This window comes from Novosphingobium sp. BL-A-41-Hi4A-0G (assembly GCF_055521735.1).
Map to the genome: position 1 here is coordinate 113,946 of NZ_JBVFVU010000004.1, position 26,299 is coordinate 140,244.

24 protein-coding genes and 2 pseudogenes are annotated in these 26,299 nt (G+C 61.2%); 15 read left to right on the forward strand and 11 right to left on the reverse strand.

Annotated elements, in window-relative coordinates:
- Positions 1 to 19 precede the first annotated feature (19 nt).
- The 9 genes from ACZ1JX_RS21420 (at position 20) to ACZ1JX_RS21460 (ending at position 9,714) form a co-directional block, all read left to right on the forward strand.
- The gene (locus tag ACZ1JX_RS21420; RefSeq protein ID WP_011906634.1) at positions 20 to 1,399 is read left to right on the forward strand and encodes an aromatic ring-hydroxylating oxygenase subunit alpha; all 1,380 of its coding nucleotides are present in this window, start codon (positions 20 to 22) and stop codon (positions 1,397 to 1,399) included.
- Between the two features lie 25 nt (positions 1,400 to 1,424).
- Entirely contained in the window at positions 1,425 to 1,949 is a 525-nt protein-coding gene (locus ACZ1JX_RS21425) for an aromatic-ring-hydroxylating dioxygenase subunit beta (RefSeq protein ID WP_010890879.1), read from the forward strand.
- Between the two features lie 42 nt (positions 1,950 to 1,991).
- Positions 1,992 to 3,089, forward strand: a complete 1,098-nt coding sequence (locus tag ACZ1JX_RS21430) for an NAD(P)-dependent alcohol dehydrogenase (protein WP_011906635.1) — start codon at positions 1,992 to 1,994, stop codon at positions 3,087 to 3,089.
- 72 nt (positions 3,090 to 3,161) lie between these two features.
- Positions 3,162 to 5,828 carry a pyruvate, phosphate dikinase gene (gene ppdK / locus ACZ1JX_RS21435; RefSeq protein WP_010890877.1) on the forward strand — a complete coding sequence of 889 codons (2,667 nt, stop codon included), beginning with the start codon at positions 3,162 to 3,164 and terminating at the stop codon, positions 5,826 to 5,828.
- A gap of 53 nt (positions 5,829 to 5,881) precedes the next feature.
- Entirely contained in the window at positions 5,882 to 6,844 is a 963-nt protein-coding gene (locus ACZ1JX_RS21440) for a dihydrodipicolinate synthase family protein (RefSeq protein WP_010890876.1), read from the forward strand.
- Positions 6,845 to 6,869: 25 nt separating this feature from the next.
- Positions 6,870 to 7,883: a ketopantoate reductase family protein gene (locus ACZ1JX_RS21445; RefSeq protein ID WP_010890875.1), complete on the forward strand. Its 1,014-nt coding sequence runs from the start codon at positions 6,870 to 6,872 to the stop codon at positions 7,881 to 7,883.
- Between the two features lie 13 nt (positions 7,884 to 7,896).
- Positions 7,897 to 8,964, forward strand: a complete 1,068-nt coding sequence (locus tag ACZ1JX_RS21450; RefSeq protein WP_010890874.1) for a tartrate dehydrogenase — start codon at positions 7,897 to 7,899, stop codon at positions 8,962 to 8,964.
- 44 nt (positions 8,965 to 9,008) lie between these two features.
- Positions 9,009 to 9,293 (forward strand): DUF1330 domain-containing protein, encoded by a 285-nt coding sequence (locus tag ACZ1JX_RS21455; protein ID WP_008828092.1) that lies wholly within the window; start codon positions 9,009 to 9,011, stop codon positions 9,291 to 9,293.
- Between the two features lie 10 nt (positions 9,294 to 9,303).
- Entirely contained in the window at positions 9,304 to 9,714 is a 411-nt protein-coding gene (locus ACZ1JX_RS21460; RefSeq protein ID WP_008828093.1) for a BphX family protein, read from the forward strand.
- On the opposite strand, the gene ACZ1JX_RS21465 is transcribed toward ACZ1JX_RS21460, so the two are convergent.
- From ACZ1JX_RS21465 to ACZ1JX_RS21475, 3 genes are all read right to left on the reverse strand, one after another.
- Entirely contained in the window at positions 9,715 to 10,647 is a 933-nt protein-coding gene (locus ACZ1JX_RS21465) for a 2-dehydropantoate 2-reductase (protein WP_010890873.1), read from the reverse strand.
- Between the two features lie 4 nt (positions 10,648 to 10,651).
- Positions 10,652 to 11,971: an LLM class flavin-dependent oxidoreductase gene (locus ACZ1JX_RS21470; RefSeq protein ID WP_010890872.1), complete on the reverse strand. Its 1,320-nt coding sequence runs from the start codon at positions 11,969 to 11,971 to the stop codon at positions 10,652 to 10,654.
- 62 nt (positions 11,972 to 12,033) lie between these two features.
- The gene (locus ACZ1JX_RS21475) at positions 12,034 to 12,780 is read right to left on the reverse strand and encodes a fatty acid desaturase (protein ID WP_234007478.1); all 747 of its coding nucleotides are present in this window, start codon (positions 12,778 to 12,780) and stop codon (positions 12,034 to 12,036) included.
- 376 nt (positions 12,781 to 13,156) lie between these two features.
- Here ACZ1JX_RS21475 and ACZ1JX_RS21480 point away from each other — a divergent pair, with 376 nt between their 5' ends.
- Both ACZ1JX_RS21480 and ACZ1JX_RS21485 read left to right on the forward strand, forming a co-directional pair.
- Positions 13,157 to 14,008, forward strand: a complete 852-nt coding sequence (locus ACZ1JX_RS21480; protein WP_240959863.1) for an IclR family transcriptional regulator — start codon at positions 13,157 to 13,159, stop codon at positions 14,006 to 14,008.
- Between the two features lie 100 nt (positions 14,009 to 14,108).
- Entirely contained in the window at positions 14,109 to 15,341 is a 1,233-nt protein-coding gene (locus ACZ1JX_RS21485) for a multidrug effflux MFS transporter (protein ID WP_230487997.1), read from the forward strand.
- Between the two features lie 9 nt (positions 15,342 to 15,350).
- On the opposite strand, the gene ACZ1JX_RS21490 is transcribed toward ACZ1JX_RS21485, so the two are convergent.
- Genes ACZ1JX_RS21490 through hpaH form a run of 3 tightly spaced genes read right to left on the reverse strand, consistent with a single transcriptional unit; the run spans position 15,351 to position 18,133 of the window.
- Positions 15,351 to 16,517, reverse strand: a complete 1,167-nt coding sequence (locus ACZ1JX_RS21490; protein ID WP_011906637.1) for a CaiB/BaiF CoA transferase family protein — start codon at positions 16,515 to 16,517, stop codon at positions 15,351 to 15,353.
- A 2-nt stretch (positions 16,518 to 16,519) separates the two neighbouring features.
- Positions 16,520 to 17,308, reverse strand: coding sequence for an HpcH/HpaI aldolase family protein (locus ACZ1JX_RS21495; protein WP_010891051.1), 789 nt, complete (start codon positions 17,306 to 17,308; stop codon positions 16,520 to 16,522).
- A gap of 9 nt (positions 17,309 to 17,317) precedes the next feature.
- Positions 17,318 to 18,133 (reverse strand): 2-oxo-hept-4-ene-1,7-dioate hydratase, encoded by an 816-nt coding sequence (gene hpaH, locus ACZ1JX_RS21500; protein ID WP_010891050.1) that lies wholly within the window; start codon positions 18,131 to 18,133, stop codon positions 17,318 to 17,320.
- Between the two features lie 139 nt (positions 18,134 to 18,272).
- On the opposite strand from hpaH, the gene ACZ1JX_RS21505 reads away from it, so the two are divergent.
- The 4 genes and pseudogenes from ACZ1JX_RS21505 to ACZ1JX_RS21520 all read left to right on the forward strand — a co-directional run.
- Positions 18,273 to 19,133, forward strand: coding sequence for an alpha/beta fold hydrolase (locus ACZ1JX_RS21505; protein WP_010891049.1), 861 nt, complete (start codon positions 18,273 to 18,275; stop codon positions 19,131 to 19,133).
- Between the two features lie 119 nt (positions 19,134 to 19,252).
- Positions 19,253 to 19,756, forward strand: coding sequence for a TIGR02444 family protein (locus ACZ1JX_RS21510; RefSeq protein WP_011906638.1), 504 nt, complete (start codon positions 19,253 to 19,255; stop codon positions 19,754 to 19,756).
- 43 nt (positions 19,757 to 19,799) lie between these two features.
- Positions 19,800 to 20,716 (forward strand): annotated as a pseudogene (locus tag ACZ1JX_RS21515) (SDR family NAD(P)-dependent oxidoreductase).
- 10 nt (positions 20,717 to 20,726) lie between these two features.
- A pseudogene (locus ACZ1JX_RS21520) lies at positions 20,727 to 21,147 on the forward strand (acyl-CoA dehydrogenase family protein); the annotation flags it as partial.
- Between the two features lie 127 nt (positions 21,148 to 21,274).
- Here ACZ1JX_RS21520 and ACZ1JX_RS21525 read toward each other — a convergent pair.
- From ACZ1JX_RS21525 to ACZ1JX_RS21545, 5 genes are read right to left on the reverse strand one after another with little or no spacing between them, the layout of a single operon-like run.
- On the reverse strand, positions 21,275 to 21,667 hold the full coding sequence (locus ACZ1JX_RS21525; RefSeq protein WP_011906639.1) for a c-type cytochrome: 393 nt from the start codon (positions 21,665 to 21,667) through the stop codon (positions 21,275 to 21,277).
- A gap of 4 nt (positions 21,668 to 21,671) precedes the next feature.
- Complete coding sequence (locus tag ACZ1JX_RS21530) at positions 21,672 to 23,138, reverse strand: FAD-binding oxidoreductase (RefSeq protein WP_010891042.1); 1,467 nt, start codon at positions 23,136 to 23,138, stop codon at positions 21,672 to 21,674.
- A 13-nt stretch (positions 23,139 to 23,151) separates the two neighbouring features.
- Complete coding sequence (locus ACZ1JX_RS21535; RefSeq protein WP_010891041.1) at positions 23,152 to 23,376, reverse strand: non-oxidative hydroxyarylic acid decarboxylases subunit D; 225 nt, start codon at positions 23,374 to 23,376, stop codon at positions 23,152 to 23,154.
- Entirely contained in the window at positions 23,373 to 24,827 is a 1,455-nt protein-coding gene (locus tag ACZ1JX_RS21540; RefSeq protein ID WP_234007477.1) for a non-oxidative hydroxyarylic acid decarboxylases subunit C, read from the reverse strand. The genes ACZ1JX_RS21535 and ACZ1JX_RS21540 overlap by 4 nt, the downstream gene beginning before the upstream one ends.
- Before the next feature lie 19 nt (positions 24,828 to 24,846).
- Positions 24,847 to 26,286, reverse strand: coding sequence for an aldehyde dehydrogenase family protein (locus ACZ1JX_RS21545; protein WP_010891039.1), 1,440 nt, complete (start codon positions 26,284 to 26,286; stop codon positions 24,847 to 24,849).
- Positions 26,287 to 26,299 lie beyond the last annotated feature (13 nt).

The following is a 26,299-nucleotide window of genomic DNA, read 5'->3' on the forward strand; positions in this document are numbered from 1 at the left end:
AAAGCATGGGAGCGATGCGATGAATGGATCGGCGGCACTCGTCGATAATGCCAACGCGAGCCAGTCTCGCCGGGTGTTCTGGGATCAGGACGTCTATCAGCTGGAGCTGGAGCGGATATTCTCGCGATGCTGGCTCATGCTCGGACATGATTCGCTAGTTCCCAAACCGGGCGACTTCATTACGACGTACATGGCAGAAGACCGTGTCATCTTGTCGCGGCAGCCGGACGGTTCGCTGAAGGCGTTCATCAATTCCTGCACTCACCGCGGCAACCAGATCTGTCATGCCGACAGCGGCAGCGCCAAGGCGTTCGTGTGCAATTATCATGGTTGGGTTTTCGGTCAGGATGGTTCGCTCGTCGATGTTCCGATGGAAGAGCGGTGCTATCACAGCGATCTCGACAAATCCAAGCTGGGGCTCGCGCCGATCCGGGTCGAAACTTACAAGGGCTTCATCTTCGGCTGCCATGATCCCGAAGCGCCCTCGCTTGAGGACTATTTGGGGGACTTCTGCTGGTACCTCGATACGATCTGGGACGGTCCGGACGGTGGTCTGGAACTGCTCGGGCCGCCGTTGAAGAGCACCCTCGCCTGCAATTGGAAAGTCCCGACCGAGAACTTCGTCGGCGATGGGTATCACGTGGGCTGGACGCATGCCGCCGCTCTCCAGATGATCGGGGGCGAGCTGGCTGGCCTGTCGGGCAATCGCGCCGACATGCCGTTTGACGACCTTGGTCTGCAATTCACCATGCGGCATGGCCACGGGTTTGGCCTGATCGATAACGCGGCGACTGCGATCCACGTCAAGCGCGACGGGTACGTCAAATATCTCGAGGAGACGCGGGGCGGAATTCGCGAAAAATTCGGGCCGGAGCGCGAACGGCTCTATGTCGGTCACTGGAATACGTCGATCTTCCCAAACTGTTCGTTCCTCTACGGAACCAACACCTTCAAGATCTGGCATCCGCGCGGGCCGCATGAAATCGAGGTCTGGACCTATACCATGGTACCGAAGAATGCCGACACCGAAACTAAGCGGTCGATCCAGCGCGAAGCGATCCGTTCATTTGGTACGGCGGGAACGCTCGAAAGCGACGATGGCGAAAACATGTCGTCGGCCACCTACAACAACAACGGTATCATCACCCGCAAGGGGCGGATGAATTCGAGCATGGGCAAGGACCGCGAAGGGCCGCACCCCGTCTATCCAGGAATTGTCGGGGTCAGCTTCATCGGCGAAACCTCGTATCGAGGCTTTTATCGTTTCTGGCAAGAAATGCTCGATGCGCCAGATTGGGCCGCCATCCGGGCCAATGACGATACCTGGGATGCAATGTGGACCAACCGTAATTTCTGGCCTGAACGTCTGTCGGCGAAGCAAGCCGAGCCGCAAGACTGATCCCGACAGCAATCTGGACCGCAAGATGACCGAAACACGCAAGCCCGTAGGCATGGAACTGCATCATGCCATCGTCAGTCACTATTCCGCCGAGGTGCGGATGTTGCAAAACCAGCAATATCGCGAATGGTTCGATACTGTAATCGCCGAAGATATCCATTACTGGATGCCAGTTTACGAACAGCGGTTCGCACGTGACCGCCGCCCGGATCCAACCCCGGGGGATGCCGCAATCTACAACGATGACTATGCCGAGCTGCAGCAGCGGGTCGACCGGTTGCTGACGGGTCAGGTATGGATGGAAGATCCGCCATCACGTATCCGCTATTTCGTCACCAATGTCGAAGCATTCGAAATTGCACCGTTTGAATTCGAGGTCTTCTCTAATGTTCTGGTGCACCGCAATCGCCGACAGAGCGAAGTTTACGTGCACACGCTGGGACGCGAAGACAAGCTGCGGAAAACAGGCAGCGGCTTCAAGGTATTCAGCAGGAAGCTGAATATCGACGCGCGCGTCGTGCAGGACAAGAATCTCTATTTCTTTGTATAAGCAAATTCAATCAACTGGAAATCAGGAAAGGGGAGAGCAAAAATGGACGCATACGCGGCAATTATCGAGCGTCAAGGCGGCGAATTCGTTCTGGATAACGTCTCTATCGAGGATCCGCGCGACGGCGAAGTGCTGGTCAAGGTTGCCGCAGCTGGCATGTGTCATACCGACCTGACGGTTCGCGATCAATATTACCCGACGCCGCTGCCGGCGGTGCTGGGCCATGAAGGTTCGGGCGTTGTCGAAAAGGTCGGACGTGGCGTCACCACTGTCAAGCCAGGCGACAAGGTCGTGCTCTCCTTCAGCTATTGCGGCACCTGTCCATCGTGCCTCAAGGGGCATCAGGCCTATTGTCCGAGCCTGTTCCCGCTCAATTTCATGGGCCGCCGCCTGGATGGTTCGACGCCGATTACCCGCAACGGCCAAGAGGTCAACGCCTGCTTCTTCGGGCAATCCTCGTTCGCGACCTATTCGATCGCGTCGGAAAACAACTGCGTCAAGGTTGCCGACGACGCACAGATCGAACTTTTGGGCCCACTGGGCTGCGGCATCCAGACCGGGGCGGGCAGCATCCTCAATGCGCTTTGTCCCGAACCTGGCTCCTCGATCGCGATCTTCGGGGTCGGGTCGGTCGGCCTCAGCGCCGTGATGGCCGCCAAGGCCTCGGGCTGCCTCAAGATCATCGCGGTTGACCGCAACGCAGGCCGCTTGGAACTGGCGCGTGAACTGGGCGCCACCGATGTGATCGACGCCAACACGGTCAACGCTCAGGAAGCGATCGTCGCGATGACCGGTGGCGGCGCCGACTATGCCATGGATACCACCGCCATTCCAGCGGTGCTGCGCTCGGCGGTGGACAGCACGCACAACATGGGTGAAACCGCAGTGGTCGGCGGGGCGAAGCTGGGCACCGAGTTTTCGCTAGACATGAACAACATGCTGTTTGGCCGCAAGTTGCGCGGCGTAGTCGAAGGATCGAGCACCCCGCAGGTCTTCATCCCGCAACTGATTGCGATGCAGAAGGCCGGGCTGTTCCCGTTCGAGAAGCTCTGCACCTTCTATGATCTCGACCAGATCAACCAGGCCGTCGAGGATACCGAAAAGACCGGCAAGGCGATCAAGGCCATTCTCAAAATGTAGATCGCTTCTGGGGCGGCGCACCAATCGAATTGCGCCGCCTTGGACCTGCACTTGGACCTCAGGAATTTAACAATGTCGAGTGTGTTTTCCTTCGGTTCCGGCGTTCTGGTCGCAGGTCAGATTGGTCTCGACAAGCGCGTCTTGGGCGGGAAAGGGGCCAACCTCGCCGAGATGGCGCGGATCGGGCTGCCCGTCCCGCCTGGATTCACGATTTCCGCCGGCGAATGCCTCGCTTATCTTGACCACGGCAGAGCTTCACTTGATCGCATCCGCGATGAGGTTTCGGCTGCTTTGGGGCTGGTCGAACGGGCGACGGGCAAGACGTTCGGCAATCCTCGCGATCCCCTGCTGGTCTCGGTGCGTTCGGGCGCGCGGGTATCCATGCCGGGGATGATGGACACGATCCTCAACCTTGGCATCAATGATGCTACCGTCACCGGCCTGGGCCAGTCCTCCGGGGATGAGCGGTTCGCGCTCGACAGTTATCGCCGCTTCATCCAGATGTATTCCAGTGTCGTGCTCGAAATCGAGCATGGCGTATTCGAGGCAGCCCTTGACCGCATCAAGGAAGATCGCGGCGTCGATGAGGATATCGATCTTCGAGTGGAGGATCTGCGCGGCGTGATCGCGACCTTCAAGGATCTCGTGCTTGCCCATCACGGCGCGGCCTTTCCTCAGGATGTACAGGAACAACTCTGGACGGCAATCGAGGCGGTGTTCCGCTCATGGGACTCACCGCGAGCCAAGGTCTACCGGCGCCTGAACGATATCCCCGGAGATTGGGGCACGGCGGTTAACGTCCAAGCCATGGTGTTCGGAAATCTTGGCGAGACCAGCGCTACCGGCGTCGCCTTTACCCGCAACCCTGCAACCGGCGAGAAGGCCTACTACGGCGAATGGCTGGCCAACGCCCAGGGTGAGGATGTTGTCGCCGGCATCCGCACGCCCCAGTATCTGACCAGGGCTGCCCGCGAAGCCGCAGGTGCGCGGCTTCCCTCAATGCAGGAAGCGATGCCGAAGGCCTATGCCCAACTTGCTGAGGTGTTCGAACTGCTGGAGCGCCACTATCGCGACATGCAGGACATCGAATTCACAGTCGAACGCGGCAGGCTCTACCTCCTTCAGACCCGTTCGGGCAAGCGCACCGCCAAGGCCGCGCTCAAGATTGCCGTCGACATGGTCGAAGAGAGCCTGGTCGACGAAGTGACCGCGCTGCTCCGCCTCGACCCGGCCTCGCTCGACCAGTTGCTTCACCCCTCGCTCGATCCGAATGCCCCACGGGTGCTGCTCGGAAAGGGTTTGCCTGCCTCGCCCGGGGCAGCCTCGGGAGGTGTGGTATTCGATGCGGAAACAGCGGCACGGTGGGCCGAATTGGGAGAGAAGGTCATCCTCGTCAGGCATGAGACGTCGCCTGACGACATCCATGGCATGCACGTCGCAACCGGCATCCTGACGGCGCGCGGCGGCATGACCAGCCACGCGGCCGTGGTCGCGCGGGGTATGGGCCGGCCATGCGTGGCGGGCACCGCGAGTCTCAAGATCGACCCGGTCGCGCGGGTCGCCGAGATCGGCGGCCAGCGGCTCGAAGAGGGCGCATTCATCACGATCGACGGTTCGACCGGCGAAGTGTTCCTGGGCGAACTGCCGACGATCCTGCCCAAACTTTCGGGCGATTTCGCAACGGTGATGGCATGGGCTGACAAGCATCGCCGCCTGAAGATTCGGACCAACGCGGAAACCCCGCTCGATTGCGAAATGGCCCGCCGGTTCGGGGCCGAAGGGGTCGGGCTTTGCCGAACCGAGCACATGTTCTTCGATGAAAGCCGGATCCTCGCCATGCGGCAGATGATCCTGGCCGACAGCGAAAAGGAACGACGCTCCGCGCTCGACCAGCTATTGCCCGAACAGCGCACCGACTTCCGCCGGATCTTCGAAATCATGGAAGGCTTGCCAGTCACCATCCGCCTCCTCGATCCGCCGCTGCACGAGTTTCTGCCGCATACGGATAGCGAGTTCACCGAGCTTTCGCGGGCGATGGGTATTGACGTGGAGCAGGTTCGGCATCGCGCAATCGAATTGGCGGAAACCAACCCCATGCTGGGGCATCGAGGCTGCCGACTGGGCGTGGTCTATCCCGAAATATACGAAATGCAGGCTCGCGCGATTTTCGAGGCGGCGCTCGAAGTCGCGGGCGAGGCGGGCATGGCGGTCTGTCCCGAAATCATGATTCCGCTGGTCGGATTGCCGCGTGAACTGGAATCACTGAAGGATACCCTGTACAGGGTCGCTGAAGTCGTGTTCGCCGAAAAAGGCGAGCGGATCGCCTTTAGCGTTGGCACCATGATCGAGCTGCCGCGGGCAGCCCTGGTTGCCGACGAAATCGCTGCAAGCGGGGAATTCTTCTCGTTCGGAACCAATGATCTGACCCAGACTACGCTGGGGATCAGCCGCGACGATGCGGCGCGTTTCCTGGGTGCTTATGTGGAAAAAGGCATTATCGCCAAGGACCCGTTCGTCACCCTCGATATCGAAGGGGTCGGCAAGCTGATCGAAATGGCATCGCGCAAAGGGCGCGAAACCCGGCCCGACCTAAAACTGGGGATCTGCGGCGAGCACGGCGGCGATCCGGCCACGATCGCCTTCTGTGAGGAGATCGGGTTGGACTATGTCAGCGCATCGCCTTTCCGGGTGCCGATTGCCCGACTGGCTGCGGCCCAGGCGGCGCTGGCGCCTTCATGAACGGACGATGCAAGCTGAAATTCTGAACCAAATCGAGATGAGGTGCACCTCAAATGGAATATGATCGTAAGGACGCCAAGGCCTGGGCAACGAAGACCGTCAGGGGCTTCTATCAGTGTCCGATCACCCCGATGACCGCCGATTACAAGTTCGATGTGGACGGTATCCGCTACAACATCGATAAATATGTCGAAATGGGCGTAGATGGCTTGGCCGTCGGCGGGTTCATCGCCGAATGCTGGAACGTCTCAGCGTCAGACTGGTTTCGCTATCACGAGATCGTTGCCGAGGCGAATGCCGGGCGGCTCGATCTGTGGACCATCGTGCTCGATCCCAGCGTCTATACCGCGATCGAGAAGATGCAGTTCGTCGAGAAGCTCGGGTATAACGGGGCTGAGGTGATCAACCCGGTTGTGCAGCTCAAGCGCGACGACGAAATCTATTCCTGGTTCAAGTTCCTGACCGACCACACCGATCTGGCCGTCTGCCTCTACCGGACCCCGGTTTCGGGCACCGTGCTGAGCTGGGACCTGATGCGCCGCCTGGCCGATATCGATACCGTGATCGGCGTCAAACAAGGTGCCATGAGCCGTGCCGAGACAATCAAGATCCGCCAGCTAATGCCCGAAGGCTTCAACACGATGGAGCCATTTGAATACTTCTTCCTCGACGATCTGCGTCTTGGCGGCACCGTTTGCTGGGGTGAATTGTCCTACATGCTGTACGGCAAGAAGCGCCATTTCGCCAAGGAATACATCCGCCTGGCGCATGAAGGAAAATGGGAGGAAGCGCGGGCCGCTTCCGATCAGCTCAGCGAAGTCCGCGAATTCTATCACGACAACTTCCTGTGGGATATCGCCCGCACCGCGACCTATGCCAGCGCACTTGCCAATGTGAAGGCCTGGTACGAAGCGATTGGCCTCAAGGCTGGCCCGATCCTGCCGCCGGTGGCTGATGTGACGCCGGAAAAGAAAGAGCAGATCAGGGCCAAGCTGGTCGAACTGGGCATTGCCTGAGCCGAACCAACGGGAATCCCAAAGCATGTCCAAGCAATTGCATTTCTGTTTCCACGGCGCCGGCGGGCTAGGCTCGGTCATCGGCGGATTCCTGGCGCGCGGCGGCCACAAGGTCACGCTGATTGCGCGCAAGCCCCATGTCGAGGCGATCCGCCGGGATGGCCTGAGTATTTCTGGTGTGCGGGCGCAATTCGTCCAGCGCGAAAACCTCTTCGCGGTCGAAACGCCCGAGGAGGTTGAAGGCGACATCGACTATTACATCCTGCTGACCAAGGCCAAGGGTACCGATCAGGCGCTGGCCGATGCGCAGGTGTTGGTCGATCGCACCGCTTGCGCGCTGACTTTGCAGAACGGCGTGGGCAAGGAAGGCAAACTCCAGGCCGCGTTTGGCAAGGACAAGGTGATCGGCGGCTCGATCATGGACGGGGCGACCCTGCTCGAACCGGGCAAGGCGCTCAATCACATGGCGGTTCCCGTCACCGCCTATTTCGGCGAGCTGGAAGGCGGGGAGAGCGAGCGCACGCGGATCATGGCCGAAGCGCTCGACGCTGCGGGCATGGGTTCGCGCTCAACTCCCGATATCGTCCATGTCCATTGGGAAAAAGTGGTTCAGGTCGGTGGAGCATCGTCGTGGAGCGCCAGTACGCTGGGCGCGCTTCCAAAGCTCGATTTTGTGGATGGTGTGGCGGTTCGCGAAGGCGCCGAACACTATGTCCACGTCGTCAAGGATCTGCTGGCGATCTACAAGGCGCTTGGCTACGAACCACAGAACTATTTCGCGCCGGTATCCAGATTGGTCGAGATTGACCGTGAAGGCTTTGAAGAGGCAGTGTCCGGTGTCATGGCGATGGGCACCAGGTTCAAGCCGGAAAACCGTCCTGTCCGCACCTCGATGCATGACGATCTCGTGGCGGGCCGGCGGATGGAAGTTGACGAGGTCCTGGGGCCGCTCGCGGCGGCAGCGGAGCAACTGCAGGTTCCTGCGCCAGCCTTTCTCAGCGCCTATCGGGTGCTCAAGACTTTGAACAGCTATCTGTAGTGAAAGATTGACCATGAGGCGTTATTCCATCGCCAGCATTCCGGGAGATGGAATAGGCCGCGAGGTGGTGCCTGCCGCAATCGAGGTGCTGACGGCGGCAGCGGCCAAGTGCGGTTTCGTGCTCGAATTCCGGCACTTCGACTGGAGCTGCCAGACCTACCTCGAAACCGGCAAGATGATGCCCGATGATGGGCTAGACCGGTTGCGCGATCATGATGCGGTGTTCCTCGGCGCGGTCGGCTTTCCCGGGGTACCCGATCATATCTCGCTGTGGGGGCTGCTGCTGCCGATCCGGCGCGAGTTCGAGCAGTACGTCAATCTGCGTCCGGTGCGGCTGCTGCCGGGCATCGCTTCGCCCCTGCGCGACAAGGCTCCCGGCGACATCGATTTCTGGGTGGTGCGCGAAAACTCGGAAGGCGAATATTCCCAGATCGGCGGTCGGACCGGGACCGGCGAGAACGAAATCGTCGTCCAGCAGGCGATCTTCAGCCGCCGGGGCACCGACCGCATCTTGCGCTATGCCTTCGACTTCGCTCGGCGGAGCGGGCGCAGGCATGTGACCAGCGCGACGAAGTCCAATGGACTCTATCATTCGATGCCGTTCTGGGACGAGCGCTTTGCCGCGATCGGCGCCGAATACCCCGATGTTGCCGCCGATCAGTATCATGTCGATATTCTCGCCGCACGCTTTGTGATGTCGCCCGAACGGTTCAATGTTGTGGTTGGTTCGAACCTGTTTGGTGATATCCTTTCCGATCTGGGGCCGGGAATCACTGGCACCATCGCTGTGGCGCCTTCTGCTAACCTCAACCCCGAACGGCGGTTCCCTTCGATGTTCGAGCCGGTCCACGGGTCTGCCCCGGACATCGCCGGGCAGGGCATCGCCAATCCGATCGGCCAGATTTGGTCGGGTGCAATGATGCTGGAACATCTCGGCGAAGCCGAGCCCGCCGCGCTGGTGATGCGCGCACTCGAAACGGCGCTCATTGCGCCCGATATTGCGAGGACCCCCGATCTTGGCGGAAACGGGACAACCGCGGGATTTGCGCAAGCTGTTCGCAGCACCTTGCTGGGGCTCTAGCCGGAAAGCTGGCGGTCCCGGCGCTGACCAAAGGAAACGGAGTGATGGCTGCCTATTTCATCGGATCGATCAAATCGCACGACGAAACCTGGGTGGCAGGCTATATGGCCGCAGTTCCGGCGCTGGTCGGACGCCACGGCGGGGAAATGGTCTGCCGTTCGCACGAGTTCGTCCGTTATGAGGGCGAGGGAGCCGCACCTGACTATGTCGTGGTGATCCGGTTTCCTTCGATGGAGGCGATCGACGCCTTCATGAACGATCCGGACTATGCGCCGCACAAGGATGCGCGCATCGCCTGCGCCACATCGGATATCTTCGCGATCGCCTGAGGAGGCCGCCATGAAGGTTCTGCGCACTTACCTGATCGCCGTGGGGATCTGGTATCTCTGCAATCTCGTGCTGCTCTGGCCGCCGGTCTATGCGGGGGCCCTGCGGCTGATCTACCCCGGTATTGCGCTGGGGCAGGGGACGCCGTCTTTCGGCCTGCTGCTTGATGCCTGGTTGATCGTTGGCATCCAACTGGCGGCAATCGGCCTTGTGGCGTTGTGGGGCGCGCGCGATCCGTTGCGCTACTGGGCGCTGGTTCCGGTGATCGTGCTGACCGAACTCGTCGGCTCCGCCTGGGACATCTATAGCGTCGTTTGGAGCGGAGAAGCCTTGTGGGTCGGCTTGACGACCTTGGCCGCGCATGCTGTGATCATGGCGGGTGCATGGTTTGCCAGGCGCGCGATGGAGCGGGATATCGTCTGATCAATCAGGTTGAAGCCCGCGGGCGCGCAGCCGCGCGAGGATTTCGTCTGTCGCCGGGCAGGGCAGGTCGGCCTGTCGCGCGAAGCGGGGTATGGCCCCACTGAGGTGGACGAATTCCGACGGTCTGCCCGCTTCGAGATTGCGCTGCAGCGAACTGGTGACGTCGGGTGGAAAGCGGCCGATGAAGTCCAGCTTCTCGTCTATGCAATCGGGCGGCAATTCGATGCCCAACGCCGTTGCGATCCGTTCGACCTCGGCCATGGCCTCGCGCAAAAGCGCGCTGGCCTGGGGATGGCTCAGCACCTGACCGACCTTCAGGCCGAACGCCGGGGCCACCGCGCCGATCGTCGCGGCCATCAGGAACTTGTCCCACAATGCTGGGCGCATGTCGCCTGTCAGAGTGGTGGGGACCCCAGCGGCAATAAGGTCGCCCGCAAGGTTTGCCGAGGCCTGTCCGGCAGCCGGGTCGGTTGCGTGATCGGCGACCGGGCCGGCCAGCAGCGTGGCGGGGACGCCGGTGTGGCGCACGATCCCGTCTTCCAGCTCGAAGAAGCCGTGCATGCGTGCGCCAAGCACGACAGCGCGGGGCAGGGCGGCCTGGGCGATGCCGGGTGCTTCGACCCCATTCTGCACCGTCAGCAGCGTGAAGCGGCTTCCGCGCAGTGGTTCGAGCAGGGCGAGCGCGGATTCGATCTGAAACGTCTTGGTTGCCAGGATGGCATGATCCGGAGGCGTTGCGGGATCGCATGCTGCGGACACCGGCACACGCACTTGCCGCTCGGCCCCGCCTTCGGACAGCAGCACGCCCATGTTTCGCAAGGCCTCGAGACGCGCTCCTCTGGCGATCAGCAGAACTTCATGCCCGGCGTCGTGCAACCGCGTGCTCAGGAAACTGCCGATTGCCCCGGCGCCGATGATGACAAACCGGCTCACCGCATCAGGCGAAGAAGCGGTTGTCCGGGCGCGGCAGGCCAAGATGGTCGCGCAGCGTTTCGCCTTCGTATTCGGTGCGGAACAGGCCGCGCGCCTGCAGTTCGGGTACAACCTTGCCGGTAAAGTCTTCCAGGCCTTCGGGCAGGTAAGGGAACATGGTGGTAAAACCGTCGCAAGCGCCTTGCTCAAGCCAATGCTGCATCTCGTCGGCGATGGTCTTGGCGGTGCCGACAAAGGCCAAACCGCCATAGCTGCCAGCCTTCGCGGCGAGCTGGCGGATCGTCAGGTTCTCAGCTCTGGCCAATTCGATCATGAACCGCCGCGAACTTTTGCTGGCGTTGGATTCGGGGATGTCGGGCAGGGGGCCGTCGGGATCGAAGCCCGATACGTCGTGACCCAGCATGCCAGACAGTGAATGGATGCCGCTGTCGTAGTGGACCAGGCTGTCCAGTTTCGCGCGCTTCGCGTGGGCTTCCTCGACGGTGTCTCCAACAACCAGGAATACGGCCGGCATGATCTTGATGTGATCGGGATTGCGTCCGACCGTCGCCGCCCGCCCTTTGACGTCGTCGTAATAGGCTTTGCTGCCTTCCAGCGTCGATTCCGCAGCAAATACGGCTTCGGCAGTTTCGGCAGCGAGCTGGCGGCCCGGGTCAGAGGCACCGGCCTGGAAGATGACCGGCCAGCCCTGAACCGGACGCGCGATGTTAAGCGGCCCGGTGACCGAGAAATGCTCGCCCTTGTGGTTCAGCGCATGCATTCGGTCGGGGTCGAAATAGATGCCCTTTGCTGCGTCCATAACGAAGGCATCGTCAGCGAAACTGTCCCACAGCCCGGTCACAACGTCATGAAACTCGCGGGCGCGGTGATAGCGCGCGGCGTGATCTGGCTGGGTCTCCAGGCCGAAGTTGCGGCTGCTGTCCGGATTCGAAGTGGTCACCACGTTCCAGCCGGTCCGCCCGCCGCTGATGTGATCGAGAGAGGCAAAGCGGCGCGCGACATGGAACGGCTCGTCGTAAGTGGTCGAGGCCGTTGCGACGAGGCCGATTCGCTCAGTCACCCCGGCCAGTGCGGAAAGCAACGTGAATGGCTCGAACGAGGTCACCGTGTGGCTGCGCATCAGCGCCTGGCGTGGCAGGTTGAGCACGCCGAGGTGATCGGCCATGAAGAAATAATCGAACTTGGCAGCTTCAAGGCTGCGGATGAAGCGCTGGATCGCTGCCAGGCTGAAGTTCGCGTCGGGTAAGGCACCTGGATACCGCCAAGCTCCGGTGTGGATGCTGACCGGGCGCATGAACGCGCCAAGGTGAAGTTGCTTGGCCATCAGTGCGTTTTCCGATCTGGAGGTACGGCCGGACCATACCGAACGGTCCGGCCGTTATTTCGTTAGGCAGGCATGGCCTTGCCTTGCGCCTGGTCGAGTTCCCGGCGAACCGCAAAGTGGTCGTCATAGTTCTCGGGCTTCAGGGCGAAGGCTTTCTGGCGCGGGATGCGGTTGGCGTTGATTTCATCGTACTTGAGGTAATAGGCCTTGTGCATCCGGTAGAACGGGATTTCCGGCCAGAGGTGGTGGATCAGGTGGTAGTTCTGATAAACCAGTAGCGGGTTGAGCAACCATTCCCAGCCGAACCGCATGGTTGTCGCCATGTAAGGGTCTTCGTCTTGCGCGATGATCGCGGGATGATGTGGCAGGATGACGAAGACGATGGCGATGATGAACAGCGTGATCCGTGACGGCACGAACCACAGCATAAACAGTTCCCAGCCGAAGCCGAAGTAAATTGCCGCAACGAACAGCAGCACGAGGAGCGAATAGAAGACAAGCAGTTCGGTGCCATGTTTCTTGCGCACGTTCTGACCATATTTGACGAAATACCAGATGTAGGCACCATCGAAGAAGGTCCAGCGGAATGGAACCTGCCACCAGGGCGATTCATGCTCGAACCGGTCGGGATCTTTGGGTCCATTGGTATGCGTGTGGTGCTTGTTGTGGACCCAGCGGAGCAGGACCATCGGGGCATAGGGAAAGAGGAAGAACAAGCCGATCGCGCCGATCGATTCGTTGATCCAGCCAACGCTCGACAACGACTTGTGCGAGGCGTCGTGGATCACGCTGAAAAGGAGATATGTCACGAGGCCGTTTGAGATTGCACCGACCCAAAGCGGAAGCATTGAGTTCAGCGCCAAGTACCAGGTCGTTGCGATCCCTGCCATGGAAACGACAAACAAGAGAGCTGTCGGCAGGGCGAGAACGGGCGCCTTTCGCAACTGTTCGAAATGCTCTTCGGACGATCTGGGAAACGCAATTGCAGCCATTACCCGACTTCCTTTCCTCTCACTGGTTTCTAAGCGCCTAGTTGGGTTGACGCTCGGCCTCTTTGTCGCAATTGACTCAGATCATGCTCTTGCACGCGTTTGGGCCTTACACTATTCGTTGGACAATATGCAATGCTTTCCCATCATGCAAGGGGCTTTTGGGCCGGGGAGTGGCTGGTGAAGGGGAATACCGATGAACGCACGCAAGGCTAGCCAGCTGGCAGCTAAAGGTGATGAAATGGAACATCAGGCTACCGAGCGCTTGCCTCCCGAAGATTTGAGCGCGAATGATTCGCCGCGCAAGGCTATCCAGTCCGTGGAAATTGGTGTTCGCGTCCTCAGGGCCTTGATGGATTGCCCAAGGGATGGCGCACATCTGCGTGAAGTTGCCGAGAAATCGGGTCTGTCACGCAGCCAGGCACACCGTTACCTGCTGGCTTTTGTCAATACAGGCGTGGTCGAGCAGAATGTCCAGAATGGCCGCTATGCACTAGGTGAGTTTTCAGTTCGTATTGGCATGGCCGCGCTGGCGCGGGTGGAGCCGGTACGGATCGCTGGCGATAATCTGGCGAGCGTGCTGGAAGAACTGCAAACGACAGGGTTGCTGTCGGTCTGGGGCGATTATGGGCCAACGGTGATTCGCTGGATCGATGGCGGTCTGCCCCTGTTTACCAGTTTGCACGTCGGCTCTGTTTTGCCCTTGCAGGCTTCGTCCACCGGCATCCTGTATTTGACCCATTGTTCACGAGCTTTGACTCGGCCCGTCATCGCTCAGGAGCGCGCCAGCGGGCTGGTGGTTTCCGACGACGAACTGGAAAGGCAGATAGTCCAAGCGCGCGAGATGGGATACGCGACCACACAGGGTACGGTTGTGCCTGGTCTCTCTGCCTTGAGTGTACCTGTGCTTGATTCCGGGAACAGGCTTGTTGCAACGATGAGCGTTCTCTCGCGAGTTCAGGACAAGCATTTTTATTCGAAGCCGAAGATCGAAAAGATCCGTTCGGCGGCCATGGCAGCGAGTCGTGCGATCGGCTGGCAAGGATAGCTCCTGCGGTTTTCCATCAGAAGTGGACTGGCCTCCATATTGGTGGACCGGCTTCATGGCGGGGGCGCTGCCAGGCCCGACCATCCGGAAGGTATGAACGTTGTCGCTGACCCATAAAGAGCCAATCGGCAAACGGGAGTTCATCGCCATGATGGCGATGATCCAGGCATTGCAGTCACTTGGGTTTACAACTTTGCTTCCGGCCTTGGGTGTCATGGCAAACGATCTGGGGGCAAGCGGTTCAAACCAGCGGCAATGGGTCATCGGCACCTTCCTGATCTGCTCCGGCCTGTTTTCGCTCGTCCCGGGGACGATCTCCGACCGGCTTGGGAGGAAGCCGGTCCTGCTGGTTTGCATGGGCCTGTTCGCCCTGATCAATCTGCTTTGTGCTTTCGTGGCTGACTTTTCCGTCCTGCTGGCGGCCCGCGCGCTGCTTGGCTGTGCCTCGTCCGCCCTGACCGTCCTTCCTCTGGCGATCATTCGCGACCGCTATCAAGGCGAAGACATGGCCAAGCTGCAAGCCTTTGTCGCGATGCTGTTTATGGCAGTCCCGACCCTTGCCCCAAGTTTGGGTTATGTGATCTTTACTACGCTCGGCTGGCGTGCCGTCTTCATTGTCATCGGGGTGCTGTCGATGGGAGTGTCAGCATGGTATTTCTACCGCATGGAAGAAACGCTGCCGCTTTCCCGGCGGCAGTCCCATGGTGCCAGTGAATTGTTCGGCAACATCCGCCTCGTTCTGACAAACCGCCGGTCGATCGGTTACGTCATTGGCATGGCCCTGATTTTCGGCGCTCACTTCGGCTTTATCAACAGCTCGCAGCAATTGATCGGCGAACATTTCGGGGCCGGCGGGGCCTATTCGGTAATCTTTGGCTTGATGGCGGGCTCGATGATGCTGGCCAGCATTGCCAATTCTGCGATCGTACACCGTTTCGGCATCCGGGGGATCGGCCATGCCGCCATCCTGTGCCATTTCCTTGTGTCGATCGGCCAGATCTATTTGGCATCCCGACCGGGCGAAACCCTGCTTCAGTTTGTGCTTCTGACATCCGCGAACATGTGCTTGCTGATCACGGTCTTCATCAATTTCACCGCGATTTCCCTGCAGCCATTCGGCAAGGTGGCCGGGGCCGCGGCCTCTGTTCAGACGTTCTTCCGTTTGGTGCTTGGCGCGGGGCTGGGCGCACTGATCGGGCAGGCCTACAATGGTTCCCCGCTGCCTCTGGCCTATTCGTTCTTCGGGGTGGCGAGCGTGACCATCGTGCTTGTACTGTTCAGCGAAGGCTGGCGATTGTTCGGGGGACCTATACCGGTTCAGGCTGCGAACTGACTGTGCCGCCTATTCATCTTCGACCGGCTCGGGACTTCCCGGCGCGGCCAGATTCGAAACCATTCGCACCCCGTCGATCACGATCGGGCTCGCGACGCCTTTGCGCCCTCCGGCCATTGCGGCGAGGCCTCTGGCGACGACCTGCGGATCGGCGAACACTTCGTCGAGTTCGTTGATCGGTCCGGCTGGCACGCCAACCTCTTCAAGCGCGTCGAACAGCGCTTGTCGGTTCCACTGGGCCGTGCGCCCCTCGACCGTTGTGACCAGTTCCGCCCGGTTCGAGAGACGGGCAGGATTTGTGGCGAAGCGTGGGTCTTCATGCAGTGAACACCGCAAAACGCGGCACAAGCTGGCGAACTGGCCGTCGTTGCCGGCCGCAATCACCAAGGGTCCGTCAAGCGTGGGGAAGGCTTGATAGGGTGCCAGATTGGCATGACCGTTGCCGAACCGGCGCGGGACTTTGCCCGAAGTCATCCAGTTCATCGCCTGATTGGCCATGACCGCCACCTGGGTATCGAGCAGCGCCATGTCGATATGGGCGCCGCTGCCGGTGCGGTCCCGGCGGTTGAGCGCGGCGAGAATCGCCACAGTGCTGTACATGCCCGTGAACAGGTCGGCCACCGCGATGCCCGCCTTCTGCGGCTCGCGATCGGGTTCGCCGGTCATCGACATCATGCCGCCCATGGCCTGGGCGATGAAATCGTAGCCCGCGCGGTGGGCATAAGGCCCGGTCTGCCCGAACCCGGTGATCGAGCAAGTAATCAGGCGCGGGTTCAGTTCGGACAGCGCGGCATGGTCAAGCCCGTATTTCGCCAGCCCGCCGACCTTGTAGTTTTCGATCACGATGTCGGCCCCGTTCGCCAGCTCGCGGATGATGGCCTGGCCTTCCGCGCTGGCGATGTCGATCGCGAAGGAGCGCTTGCCGCGATTGGTCGAATGGAAATAGGCCGCGCCCAGACTCGTACCGTCTTCTGCGGTCACGAACGGCGGCCCCCAATGCCGCGTGTCGTCGCCCGCACCGGGCCGCTCGATCTTGATCACTTCGGCGCCCAGGTCCGCCAGCAATTGCCCGCACCAAGGTCCGGCCAGAATGCGGGCGAGCTCAAGCACCCGTACCCCATCGAGCGGTTTGGACGGATCGCCGGTTACTGCGGCCCGCCAGGCCGGTTTCGCCATGGTCAGACTCCGCCCTGCGCGGCGATGCGTTCGCGCCAGCGGCGAAGCCCGTCGCCTGCACCTTTTGCAAAGGTGAAGCTGTCGATGCCGTTGGCGATGAAGCGGGCGCCGCCATCGAGGAACTGCTGGACGAGCCGCTCGTCGCGCGAAAGGATCCCGGCCGGTTTGCCGGTTGCCACGATACGCGCCAGCGCCTCGCCGGTCAGCTTGAACAGGGCATCGAAGCTGCTTGCGCCCAGCAAACCTTCGGTCGCGGCCAGGTCCGCAGGTCCAAGAAACAGCGCGTCGATCCCATCCACCGCAGCGATCGCCTCAATGTTGTCGACGGCAGTCGCGGTCTCGATCTGGGCGATGATGCAAACCTGCGCATTGGCCTCTGCGACATAGGCAGGATAGCCACCCCAGCGTGAGGCGCGGGCACCGCCGAGGCCGCGTTCCCCAGCTGGCGGATAGCGCGATGCGGTCACGATCGCTTTGGCTTGTTCGGCGGTTTCGACCATCGGAACCATCAGGGTCTGCGCACCAAGATCCAGAACCTGTTTGATCGTCACCGAATCATGGCCGGGAACCCGTACAATCGCAGAACAAGGTGGAGTGGCTTCCACCGCACGCAGCTGCGCGACGATGCCGGGCAAGGTCTGCGGGCCGTGTTCACCGTCGATCAACAGCCAGTCATAACCCTGGCCCGCACAGATTTCGGCAATGTCTGGATGGGCCAGCGCCAGCCAGAAACCAAGCTGGACCGGACCTTCGCGCAAGGCCGCCTTGAAGCTGTTGACGGGTGTTTGCATTGTCGCCCTCTATACGAACCGGAACCCGATTGAACCAAACTCGCCGAAATCGGCGTTGAAGACATCGCCCGGCGCCGCTTCGACCGGACGCGTGAACGATCCGCCGAGCACGACTTCTCCGGCTTCGAGCGCTTGCCCCCAGGGCGCGAGCCGCCGTACCAGCCAGGCGACGCCGTTGGCGGGATGGTTGAGCACCCCTGCCGCAAGGCCGGTTTCCTCGATCACCCCGTTGCGGCTGAGCAGGGCGCCGATGCGGCGCAGGTCGAGCCCGTCGGGTTTCGCCGGCAGACCGCCGACGATGATTCCGGCATTGGCGGCATTGTCGCTGATCGTGTCCAGGACCTTGCGCGCGGCCCCGGTTTCGGCATCCTTGGGATGCACCCGTGTGTCGATGATTTCGATTGCCGGAACCACATAGTCGGTGGCGCTCAGGACATCGAAAATCGTCGTCTGTGCTCCTTCCAGGCGGCGCCCGAGCACAAAGGCCAGCTCGACCTCGACCTTGGGCGTGATGAACCGCGCGGCTGGAACGTCGCTGCCCTGTTCGAACACCATGTCATCCAGCAAGGTGCCGTAATCGGGTTCGGTGATCCCGGCTGCCTGTTGCATCGCGCGCGAGGTCAGGCCGATCTTGTGGCCACAAACGGTGCGCCCTCGCGCCAATTTGAGATCGACCCAGGCCTGGTTGATGCGGTAGGCATCCTCGATCCGCATGGCGGGATAGCGCGCCGAGAACGGCCGGACCCGTTCGCGGGTCTGCTCGGCGCCGTCGAGTTCAAGCGCCAGCTCGTTGACCAGTATGTCGCTGAATGCCTCCACTGCCATCTTGCAATCTCCCGTGGCATATCGTTTGGGAAAACTCATTGCACAATGTCAAACGATATCTTAGGCTCCGGTAAAAATGACCGTGAACTCCGGCAAAGAGTCTCGCGGATATTTCGTCAAGATCGCATGGGAGAATGTCATGGCTGCTGAAGGGGTTATCAGGGAAGAAAAGATCACGGGCCGGGGCTTGACCTCGCACACCCTCTTGGCGGGCGATCCGTCCAAGCCGGCAATTCTGCTGCTTCACGGTGCGGGTCCGGGCGCACATGCCGCATCCAACTGGTATCACCTGATGCCGGACCTCGCCGAAAACTTCTTCGTGATCGCGCCCGACCTGATCGGTTTCGGCCAGTCAGTGATTCCCGATCCGTGGCCTGACAGCGTGATGGGCTGGATCGGCACCCGGGTCGACCAGTGCTTTGGCCTGCTTGAGGCGCTCGGTGTGAAGAAGGCCCACGTTGTCGGTAATTCGATGGGCGGCGCGCTGACCCTGCAGATGATGAGCGAGGAGCCCGACGCGATCGACAAGGTGGTGCTGATGGGTTCGATCGGAGCCCCCGGCCCGCGCACCCCGGAACTGATCCGCCTGCTCTCGTTCTATTCCGATCCACGATATGCCCGCTATCGCCAGGTGATGCACAGCTTCGCCTACGATGCCGAGAAGTTCGAAGGCATGGAGGAAATCGTCGAGAACCGTTACAAGATCGCCACCGATCCGGGAATCATGAAGACCGCGGTCAAGATGATCGATTCGATGAAGAACGGCATTGAGACGCTCAACATGCCGCCCGAACTGCTGGGCAAAATGCCGCACGAAGTGCTGATCTTCCATGGCCGCCAGGACCGGGTGGTGCCGCTCGACACCAGCCTCTACCTGATCCAGCATCTCAAGCATGCCGAACTGTACGTTCTCGACCGTTCGGGCCACTGGTCGCAGCTGGAACGGTGGGATGTCATGCGTCCGATGATGGAAATCCATTTCGGCGCCCGCAGGTTCTAGGCGGTTGACCACGTTGCATGTCTGGTCAGCATTTTCACCAAGGTCCGCGATTGGGTACTTCGGCACGGTCGGACCAAGGCCCGGCCGTGCCGCCAGTGGGTGATGGAGCTTCAGTTCAGGTGGAGCAGCACGCGGCGGCGTTATGGGACTATTCCTTACACATTTATGCCAAGCCGGGTGTGGCAGCTTCCTGCCTTGCCTTGCAGGACCAGCATGGTTGTGACGTCAACACGGTGTTGCTTTGCCTTTGGTTGGCAGGGGCGCGTAGCGCCATTCTCGCTGTTTCGGACATCGAGGCCGCGCAGCACTCGGCAGCAACTGCGAATGAACGCTTCGTGCAACCGGTCCGTGCGGTGCGGCGCTGGATGAAGCAGTGGTGCCAAGGTACGCCTGAGTCGGAAATTAACGCCGCGGCTTATGCGGCGCTGAAGACGGCAGAGTTGCATGGTGAACGTCTGGTCCAGTCCCAAATGCTCGCTGGGCTGGACCTGGACCAGTTGACCCGTGCCGAGTCGTCCGAAGCTGCAGTCCAGGCAAGCTTTGCCAACTATTGTACCTTGGCGAGCACATCTGGCGGAGTGGCAGAGGAACTGGGTGAGCTTGTTGCCAGGGCCTGGCATTGAGCCAGTCCTGCCTGTCGGGCTAATTGCATTTGAGGAACGGGATATGGATCGGTGCCTGGATGGATCAGTTGTCGCGATCACTGGTGCCGGGCGCGGAATAGGTCGCCAACTGGCGTTGTATTGCGCCGCGCAGGGGGCGGCAATTATCGTCAACGATCTTGGCGTGGCGCAGGCGGGCAACGGCGGCGACACCGCATTCGCTCAGAACACCGCCAACGACATCATCGCTGCCGGGGGCAAAGCGGCGGCCAACTTCGGTAATGTTGCAGATCCGGCGGAGGCGCAGAGCATTATCGAGGATGCGGTACGGAAATTTGGCCGAATCGATGCGGTCGTGAACAATGCAGGCATCCTGCGAGACAGCATCTGGCACAAGATGAGTCACGCGGACTGGACCAGCGTTATCGCGGTGAATCTTACTGGTGTCTTCAACGTTTCCAAGGCCGCCACGCCCTATTTTCGTGAACAGAAGGCGGGCAGTTTCGATCATTTCACTTCGACGAGCGGTCTGATCGGCAACATCGGGCAGGCGAACTATTCGGCGGCAAAGTTGCCGTCGTCGCGCTTTCGCAGTCTATCGCGCTCGACATGGCGCGGGTTGGCGTCCGCTCGAATTGCATCGCGCCTTTTGCGTGGAGCCGCATGACCTCGTCAATTCCCGCGACAACTCCTGCCGAACACGAACGTGTCCAACGGTTGCAATCCATGTCGGCAGACAAGATCGCGCCGTTGGTTGCCTATCTGGCATCCGACCTGTCTAAGGACGTGACGAACCAGATTTTCGCGGTTCGCAAGAATGAAATCGCCCTGTTTTGCAAGCCCCGGCCGATCCGGTCGATGACCAAGGTCGAAGGCTGGACGCCGGAGGCAATTGCCCACGAGCTTGTACCTTCGTTTCGCAGCAGCTTCGCGCGCGCCGATGAAGTCTCGGCGCATGTCTTTCCTTATGATGCAATCTGACAGGTAACCGATGAGCAATGCCGGCATAGATGCAGAAGTCTTGATACAGCTTGAACGCTTCGTGCGCGACCGGCTCAGTCCTGTCGAGTGCAAAATTATTGAAACCGACCTCATCCCCGAAAGCGTCCTCGAGCGATGCGCGACCTGGGTCTGTTTGGATTGACCATACCGGAAGAGCATGGCGGCGCCGGCATGAACATCAGCCAGTATATCCTCACCAGGCACACGCTAAGTTATGCGATGCCGGCATTCCGCTCGTTCATTTCGATCAATGTCGGCATGTTCGCATCAGCCTTCAAGAATGGTGGAACAGAAGCGCAGAAGTCTGCATGGCTGCCGCGCATGAAATCGCCGCTTTCGGCCTGACCGAACCCGGTTCGGGATCAGATGCGGCGGGTCTGCAGACGACTGCGGTGCCAACCGGAGATGGCTGACTTCTCAATGGCACCAAGCCTGCGTGCTCACCAAAGCAACCAGCTATCCGCATACTCCGTTGGCACCCTAGCAATTTCAGCCTTACAAACCCTGTTGACCTTTTCCGCCCAGCTTGATTTGACCTCAAAGTGCCTTGTTTTTGGCGGGTTCGGCCTTTGTGGGGGGAAGCTTCTGCGCCACGATGTGATCGTAGATCTGCTTGATCTCCGCGTCCGACAATTCGGTCGGTCGGAACGGCGGCATTTCGATCAGGCCCTGGCGAACGACCGAATGTAGGTAATCGTAATCTAAGTCCTTGCGACCGATGAGCGAAGGCACCGGAGCACCTTTTTCGGCCAGCAGCATGGTGCCACCGTGGCCCGGGCCGGGGTTGTGGCAACCTGCGCAGTAACGCTCATAATTCTCCGCACCGTCCACCACTGATTCGCCTTGTGCGGACGAACAGGCAGCAAGTGCAGCGAAAAGCGAAAGGGCGAGGAACTTATTCATTTTACCTCCGCAGGCATGGCGACGCATCGGCTCAGACCGAGGCAAAGATCGAGTTGGGATCAAGCGCCTGCTTGACCCGCGCATGCAGGGCCGAGCGGCCACCCTTTTCATAGGTCTTGGCAACCGCCGCCCCCAGCCCGGGGTCGGTCATGATCTGGCCGAAGCCGGCCTCGGCCTGCGCGGCGATCAGGGCTTCGGCGCAAGTCTTGGCCCGTACCGCATCCTCGCCCTTCCCGGCGGCATGGGGCAGCACCTGGCGATGGTTGGCCGAACGCCAGATCGCGGTGGTTTCGCCAACGAAGTCGAAGCCGTTTTTGGCACAGATATCGCGCGACAGTTCATAGAGCTTGACGGCTTCCTCGCCATCCACAGGGCTGACCGGGTTGACCGTAAGCGCCAAGTCGCCGCTCCAGCCTGCTGTCCTGGCCGGGGGATCGGCCACCACACCGGTCATCGTGCCCATCCGCCAGGCCCACAGCTTGGGATCGATGCCCTTGCCATCGGTAATCACCCTTGCGCCGCTGATCGACGAGAACGCGCCCTTGACCATGTCCCACAGGATCGCGACGTTGCCGGGCAGGCCATAGAGCGAGCCGTAAAGGTTCCAGTAGCCTAGTCCGAGCACCTCACCAGCGGCCTTGACCGCGCTTGCCGCCATCGGCCCCTGGCCCTCAAAATCGGCGCGGCGCTTGCCGAGCAGGGCCGCTTCGTGGAGCGCATTGCCCACCGCGACGCCATTGGCCACCACCATGTTGAGCTTGAGCGGCCCGAGCACGTCCAACAACGCGCCCAGATCGTCCTCCTTGGGGACCGAGACCATGAAGGTCTGGTGCGCCGGGGGCTGCGGCATCATCCACATGCCGACCTTGGTCACCACCCCGAAATCGGACTGGGTGAACAGGCCATCGACCCAAGGGCCATAGCCGAACTTGAACAGCTGCCAGCAGGTGCTCTTGGGCATGGCGCCCATGCCGGTGCGCACCATCTTGCCATCAGCCAGCATGACCTCGAGCCCGCACTGCATCAGGAAATGATCGGAATAGGGGGTGTAGCCGGGGCGGCGGTTGATGAAACTGGCGGCCACGCTTTCATCGGGATTGCCGGGAAAGTCGACCCACAGCTTTATTCCTTTTTCCTTGATGTGGGCATCGAGCTGGCGGAAGGTGACGCCCGGTTCGACTAGGCAGGTGGCCAGTTCGTCATTGACCTCGAGGACCTTGTTCATCTTCTGCAGGTCAAGCACGATCACCTTGTCCTGTACGGCTTTTTCAAGTCCGTAGGCGCCGTTGCAGACCGTCTGGACCACACCGCCGCTGGTGCGCGCAGCTTCCAGCACCTTGGCGAGCTGGGCTTCATCGGCCGGAAGCACCACGCCTGCCGGTGCCATCCCTGGGACAGCATAGCGGGCCAGGGTCTGCGGGCTGGTATCGACGGCGGCCTTGCCCAGTGCCTGGGCGAGGGTGCCGAGCGTGGCCGTCTGGCGGGCTTGATCGATCATGGCGTTGGGAGCCTTATTGCTGGAGAATCTTGGGATAACGCTGGAGATCGCCGACATCGACGGCGAAATCGGCCGAGCGCACAGCCGGGTCGATAGCGCGGGCCGGTTCGCTGTCGCGCCAGGAAAAGTTGCAGGTCGGGCAGCGCAGGATCGTCCACACGACCGCGCCGTCCTGCCTGCCCTGATGATCGGTGACAGCGCCGCTCGATTTGCAGCGCCCGCAGACGGTGGTGGTCATGACAGGGCTCCCAGCTGCATTTCGCGGATCCGCTTGCTCAGGGCGTCGATCTCGTCCCCGGTCGGCGGGGTGACAAGGTGCGCTTCACCCACCGGATCGGGCGGGAGATAGCTGGTCGCGTCGATGATCAGGCGGTGCCCCTTGCCCGGGACCACTGCCGAAGGATCGATCGGCACGGCAGGCATGTTGGGCAGCACGATGATATCGTCCGCACGGGTGCGGGTCGAAAGCGCCCACATCACTTGGTTGAGATCGAACGGATCGACATCGGCATCGACCATAATCAGGTTCTTGAGGTACATCACGCCGTGCGGCGTGCTCAGCGCGCGCAGCGCGACCGTCTTGGCAAAGCCGGCCATGCGGTTTTTGACCGAGATGATCCCGGTCAGTCCGTGCTGGTAAAGCGCGTTGACCGCGGTGACTTCGGGGAAGCTCTGGCGCAGCTGGGCATAGATCGGGGCGGAGGTGTGCAGGCCGATCAGCGTATCGTGCTCGGTCCAGCCGCGCCCGATGTAAATGTTCTCGAAGATCGGATCGCGCCGGTGCGACACCGCCGTGACCTTGAAGATCGGCGCCTTGCGCACGCCGCTGTAGGAACCGGGGAATTCGCCGAACGGCCCTTCCAGCTCGCGTCCACCCGGTTGCAGTTCGGCCTCTATCACGATTTCGCTGTCGGCCAGGATGTCGATCCCGTTGCCCGATTTGGTCAGCCGGATTGGCGCGCCCATCATCGCCGAGGCATAGGAATATTCCGATTCCTCGTAGCCGATCGGGGTGGCAGCAAACACCGCAAGGCCGGGATGATTACCCAGCATGACCGCAATCTTTAGCGGAACGCCTTCCCGTTCGGCCGCCATGATCTGACGTCCCATGTCGTGGGAGGGGATCGTCATCAGGGTGAAGGTGTCCGGCCCCTGGATCTGCAGGCGATAGATGCCGACATTCTGCTTGCCGAAATTGTCTGGATCGAGCGGATCGCGCGAGGCGACCGAGGCCTTGCCGATGTAGAACCCGCCATCGTATTCGTTGATCCGATAGACCGGCAGGACATCGTAAAGGTTGATGTCCTGTTCGATCCGGCATTCGTGCACCGGGGCCTGGGCTTCTGGGACAAAGCTGATTTGCGCTTCCTGATCGCCCCAGCGGCCGGCGATCTCGAAGAAAAGCTCGCGGATGGTCGTGCCTTTAGGTCGGCCCAGCAGCAGGGCGATGTTGTCCCACGAACCATGGACGCCCACCGCCAAGCGCTTGCCGGGGTAACCGGTGATATTGTCGAATACGATCGCCGGCGCGCCGTTGGCATCGCGCGATGCGGCGACGGCTATGTTGCGCACGCCGGGTTCGGGCATCACCGCATCGCTCCAGGTGATCGCCTGGCCGGCATCCTCGAGCAGTTCGAGGAAGTCGCGCAGCGACGAGATCGAGCGGGCGCGGTTAGGGAGATCGTTCATGGTCATTCGTTCCCGCCTGTCAGTGTCCGCCCTCAGTCGCCGACTGGATCGTGACCCATTTCCATTCGGTCATGATCTCGAGATCGGCTTCGGTGCCTTCGCGCCCGAACCCAGAGGCCTTCGTTCCGCCGAACGGAACGTGCGGCTCGTCGTGCAGGGTCGGCGCGTTGATGTGGACCATCCCCGCTTCGGCCCGCTGGGCAAAGGCCAGCGCCTTGTCGAGATCGCGGGTGAAGATAGAGGCGCTGAGGCCGTATTCGGTGTTGTTGGCGAGTTCGAGGGCTTCCTCAAGTGTGTCGAACGGAAAGAGCGAGGTGACCGGGCCGAAGGTCTCTTCCTCGAACACGGTCATTTCCGCGGTAACGCCACTCAGGATGGTGGCCGCGCAGCTGTTTCCGCTCCACTCGCCGCCGGCCAGCACCGCGGCGCCCTTGGACCGGGCATCGTCGATGTGGCGGCGGACGCGGTCGCGCTGGCGTTCGGAAATTATCGGGCCCAGCATGGTGGTAGGATCGCGCAGGTCGCCGCTGTTGGCGCGGCCTGTCGCGGCGGCGAAGGCCTTGGTGAACTGGTCGAAGATCGACCGTTCCACATAGATCCGCGAAGCCCCCATGCAGACCTGGCCCTGGTACATGAAGATGCTGAACAGCGCGGCGTTGACCGCCTTGTCCAGATCGGCATCGGCGCAGATCACCAGCGGGCTCTTGCCGCCCAGCTCCAGCGTGTACTTCTTGAGGTTGCGGGCCGCGATTTCGGCGATGTGCTTGCCGACGCGCGAGGACCCGGTGAAGGTTATCGATGCGACCTTGGGATGGCCGGTCAGCACGTCGCCGATCTCCGCGCCATTGCCGTAGACCACGTTGAACAAGCCGTCGGGAACGCCGGCCTCCTTCCACAATTTAGCGAGCAGATCGGCGATCATTGGCGCGGCTTCCGAGGGTAGCAGCACGAAGGCGTTGCCTGTGGCCAGGGCCATGGCCGACTGTTTGATCCCCTTGATCAGCGGCACGTTGAACGGGGTAATCCCGGCGACCACACCGACCGGCTGGCGCAGGCTCATGCTGAACCGCCCAGGGGTGTCCGAAGGGATCGTTTCCCCCCGAATCCGGCGCGGCACGCCGATCGCCGCGCGCAGGAAGCTGACCGCGAAGCGGGTTTCGAACCCGGCCTTGGCGATCGGCGAACCGATTTCGTCGACCAGCACGTCGGCGAATTTGGCGGTATCGCGCTCCATGATTTCGGCGGCTTTCGCGATCCACCCTTCGCGCACTGCGGCGGGCAGATCGCGATGCTGGAGATAGGCCTGATGCGCGTTCTCCACGGCGCGGTTCACGTCTTCCGCGGTGCCGGCGGGAACCCGGGAATAGACCGAATCATCGACCGGGTTAAGATCGTCGAAATAGGCCCCGCCCGTTGCAGCCACGGCGGTGCCGCCAATCCAGTGCTCAATTTGCGTCATGGTCGTCAATCCT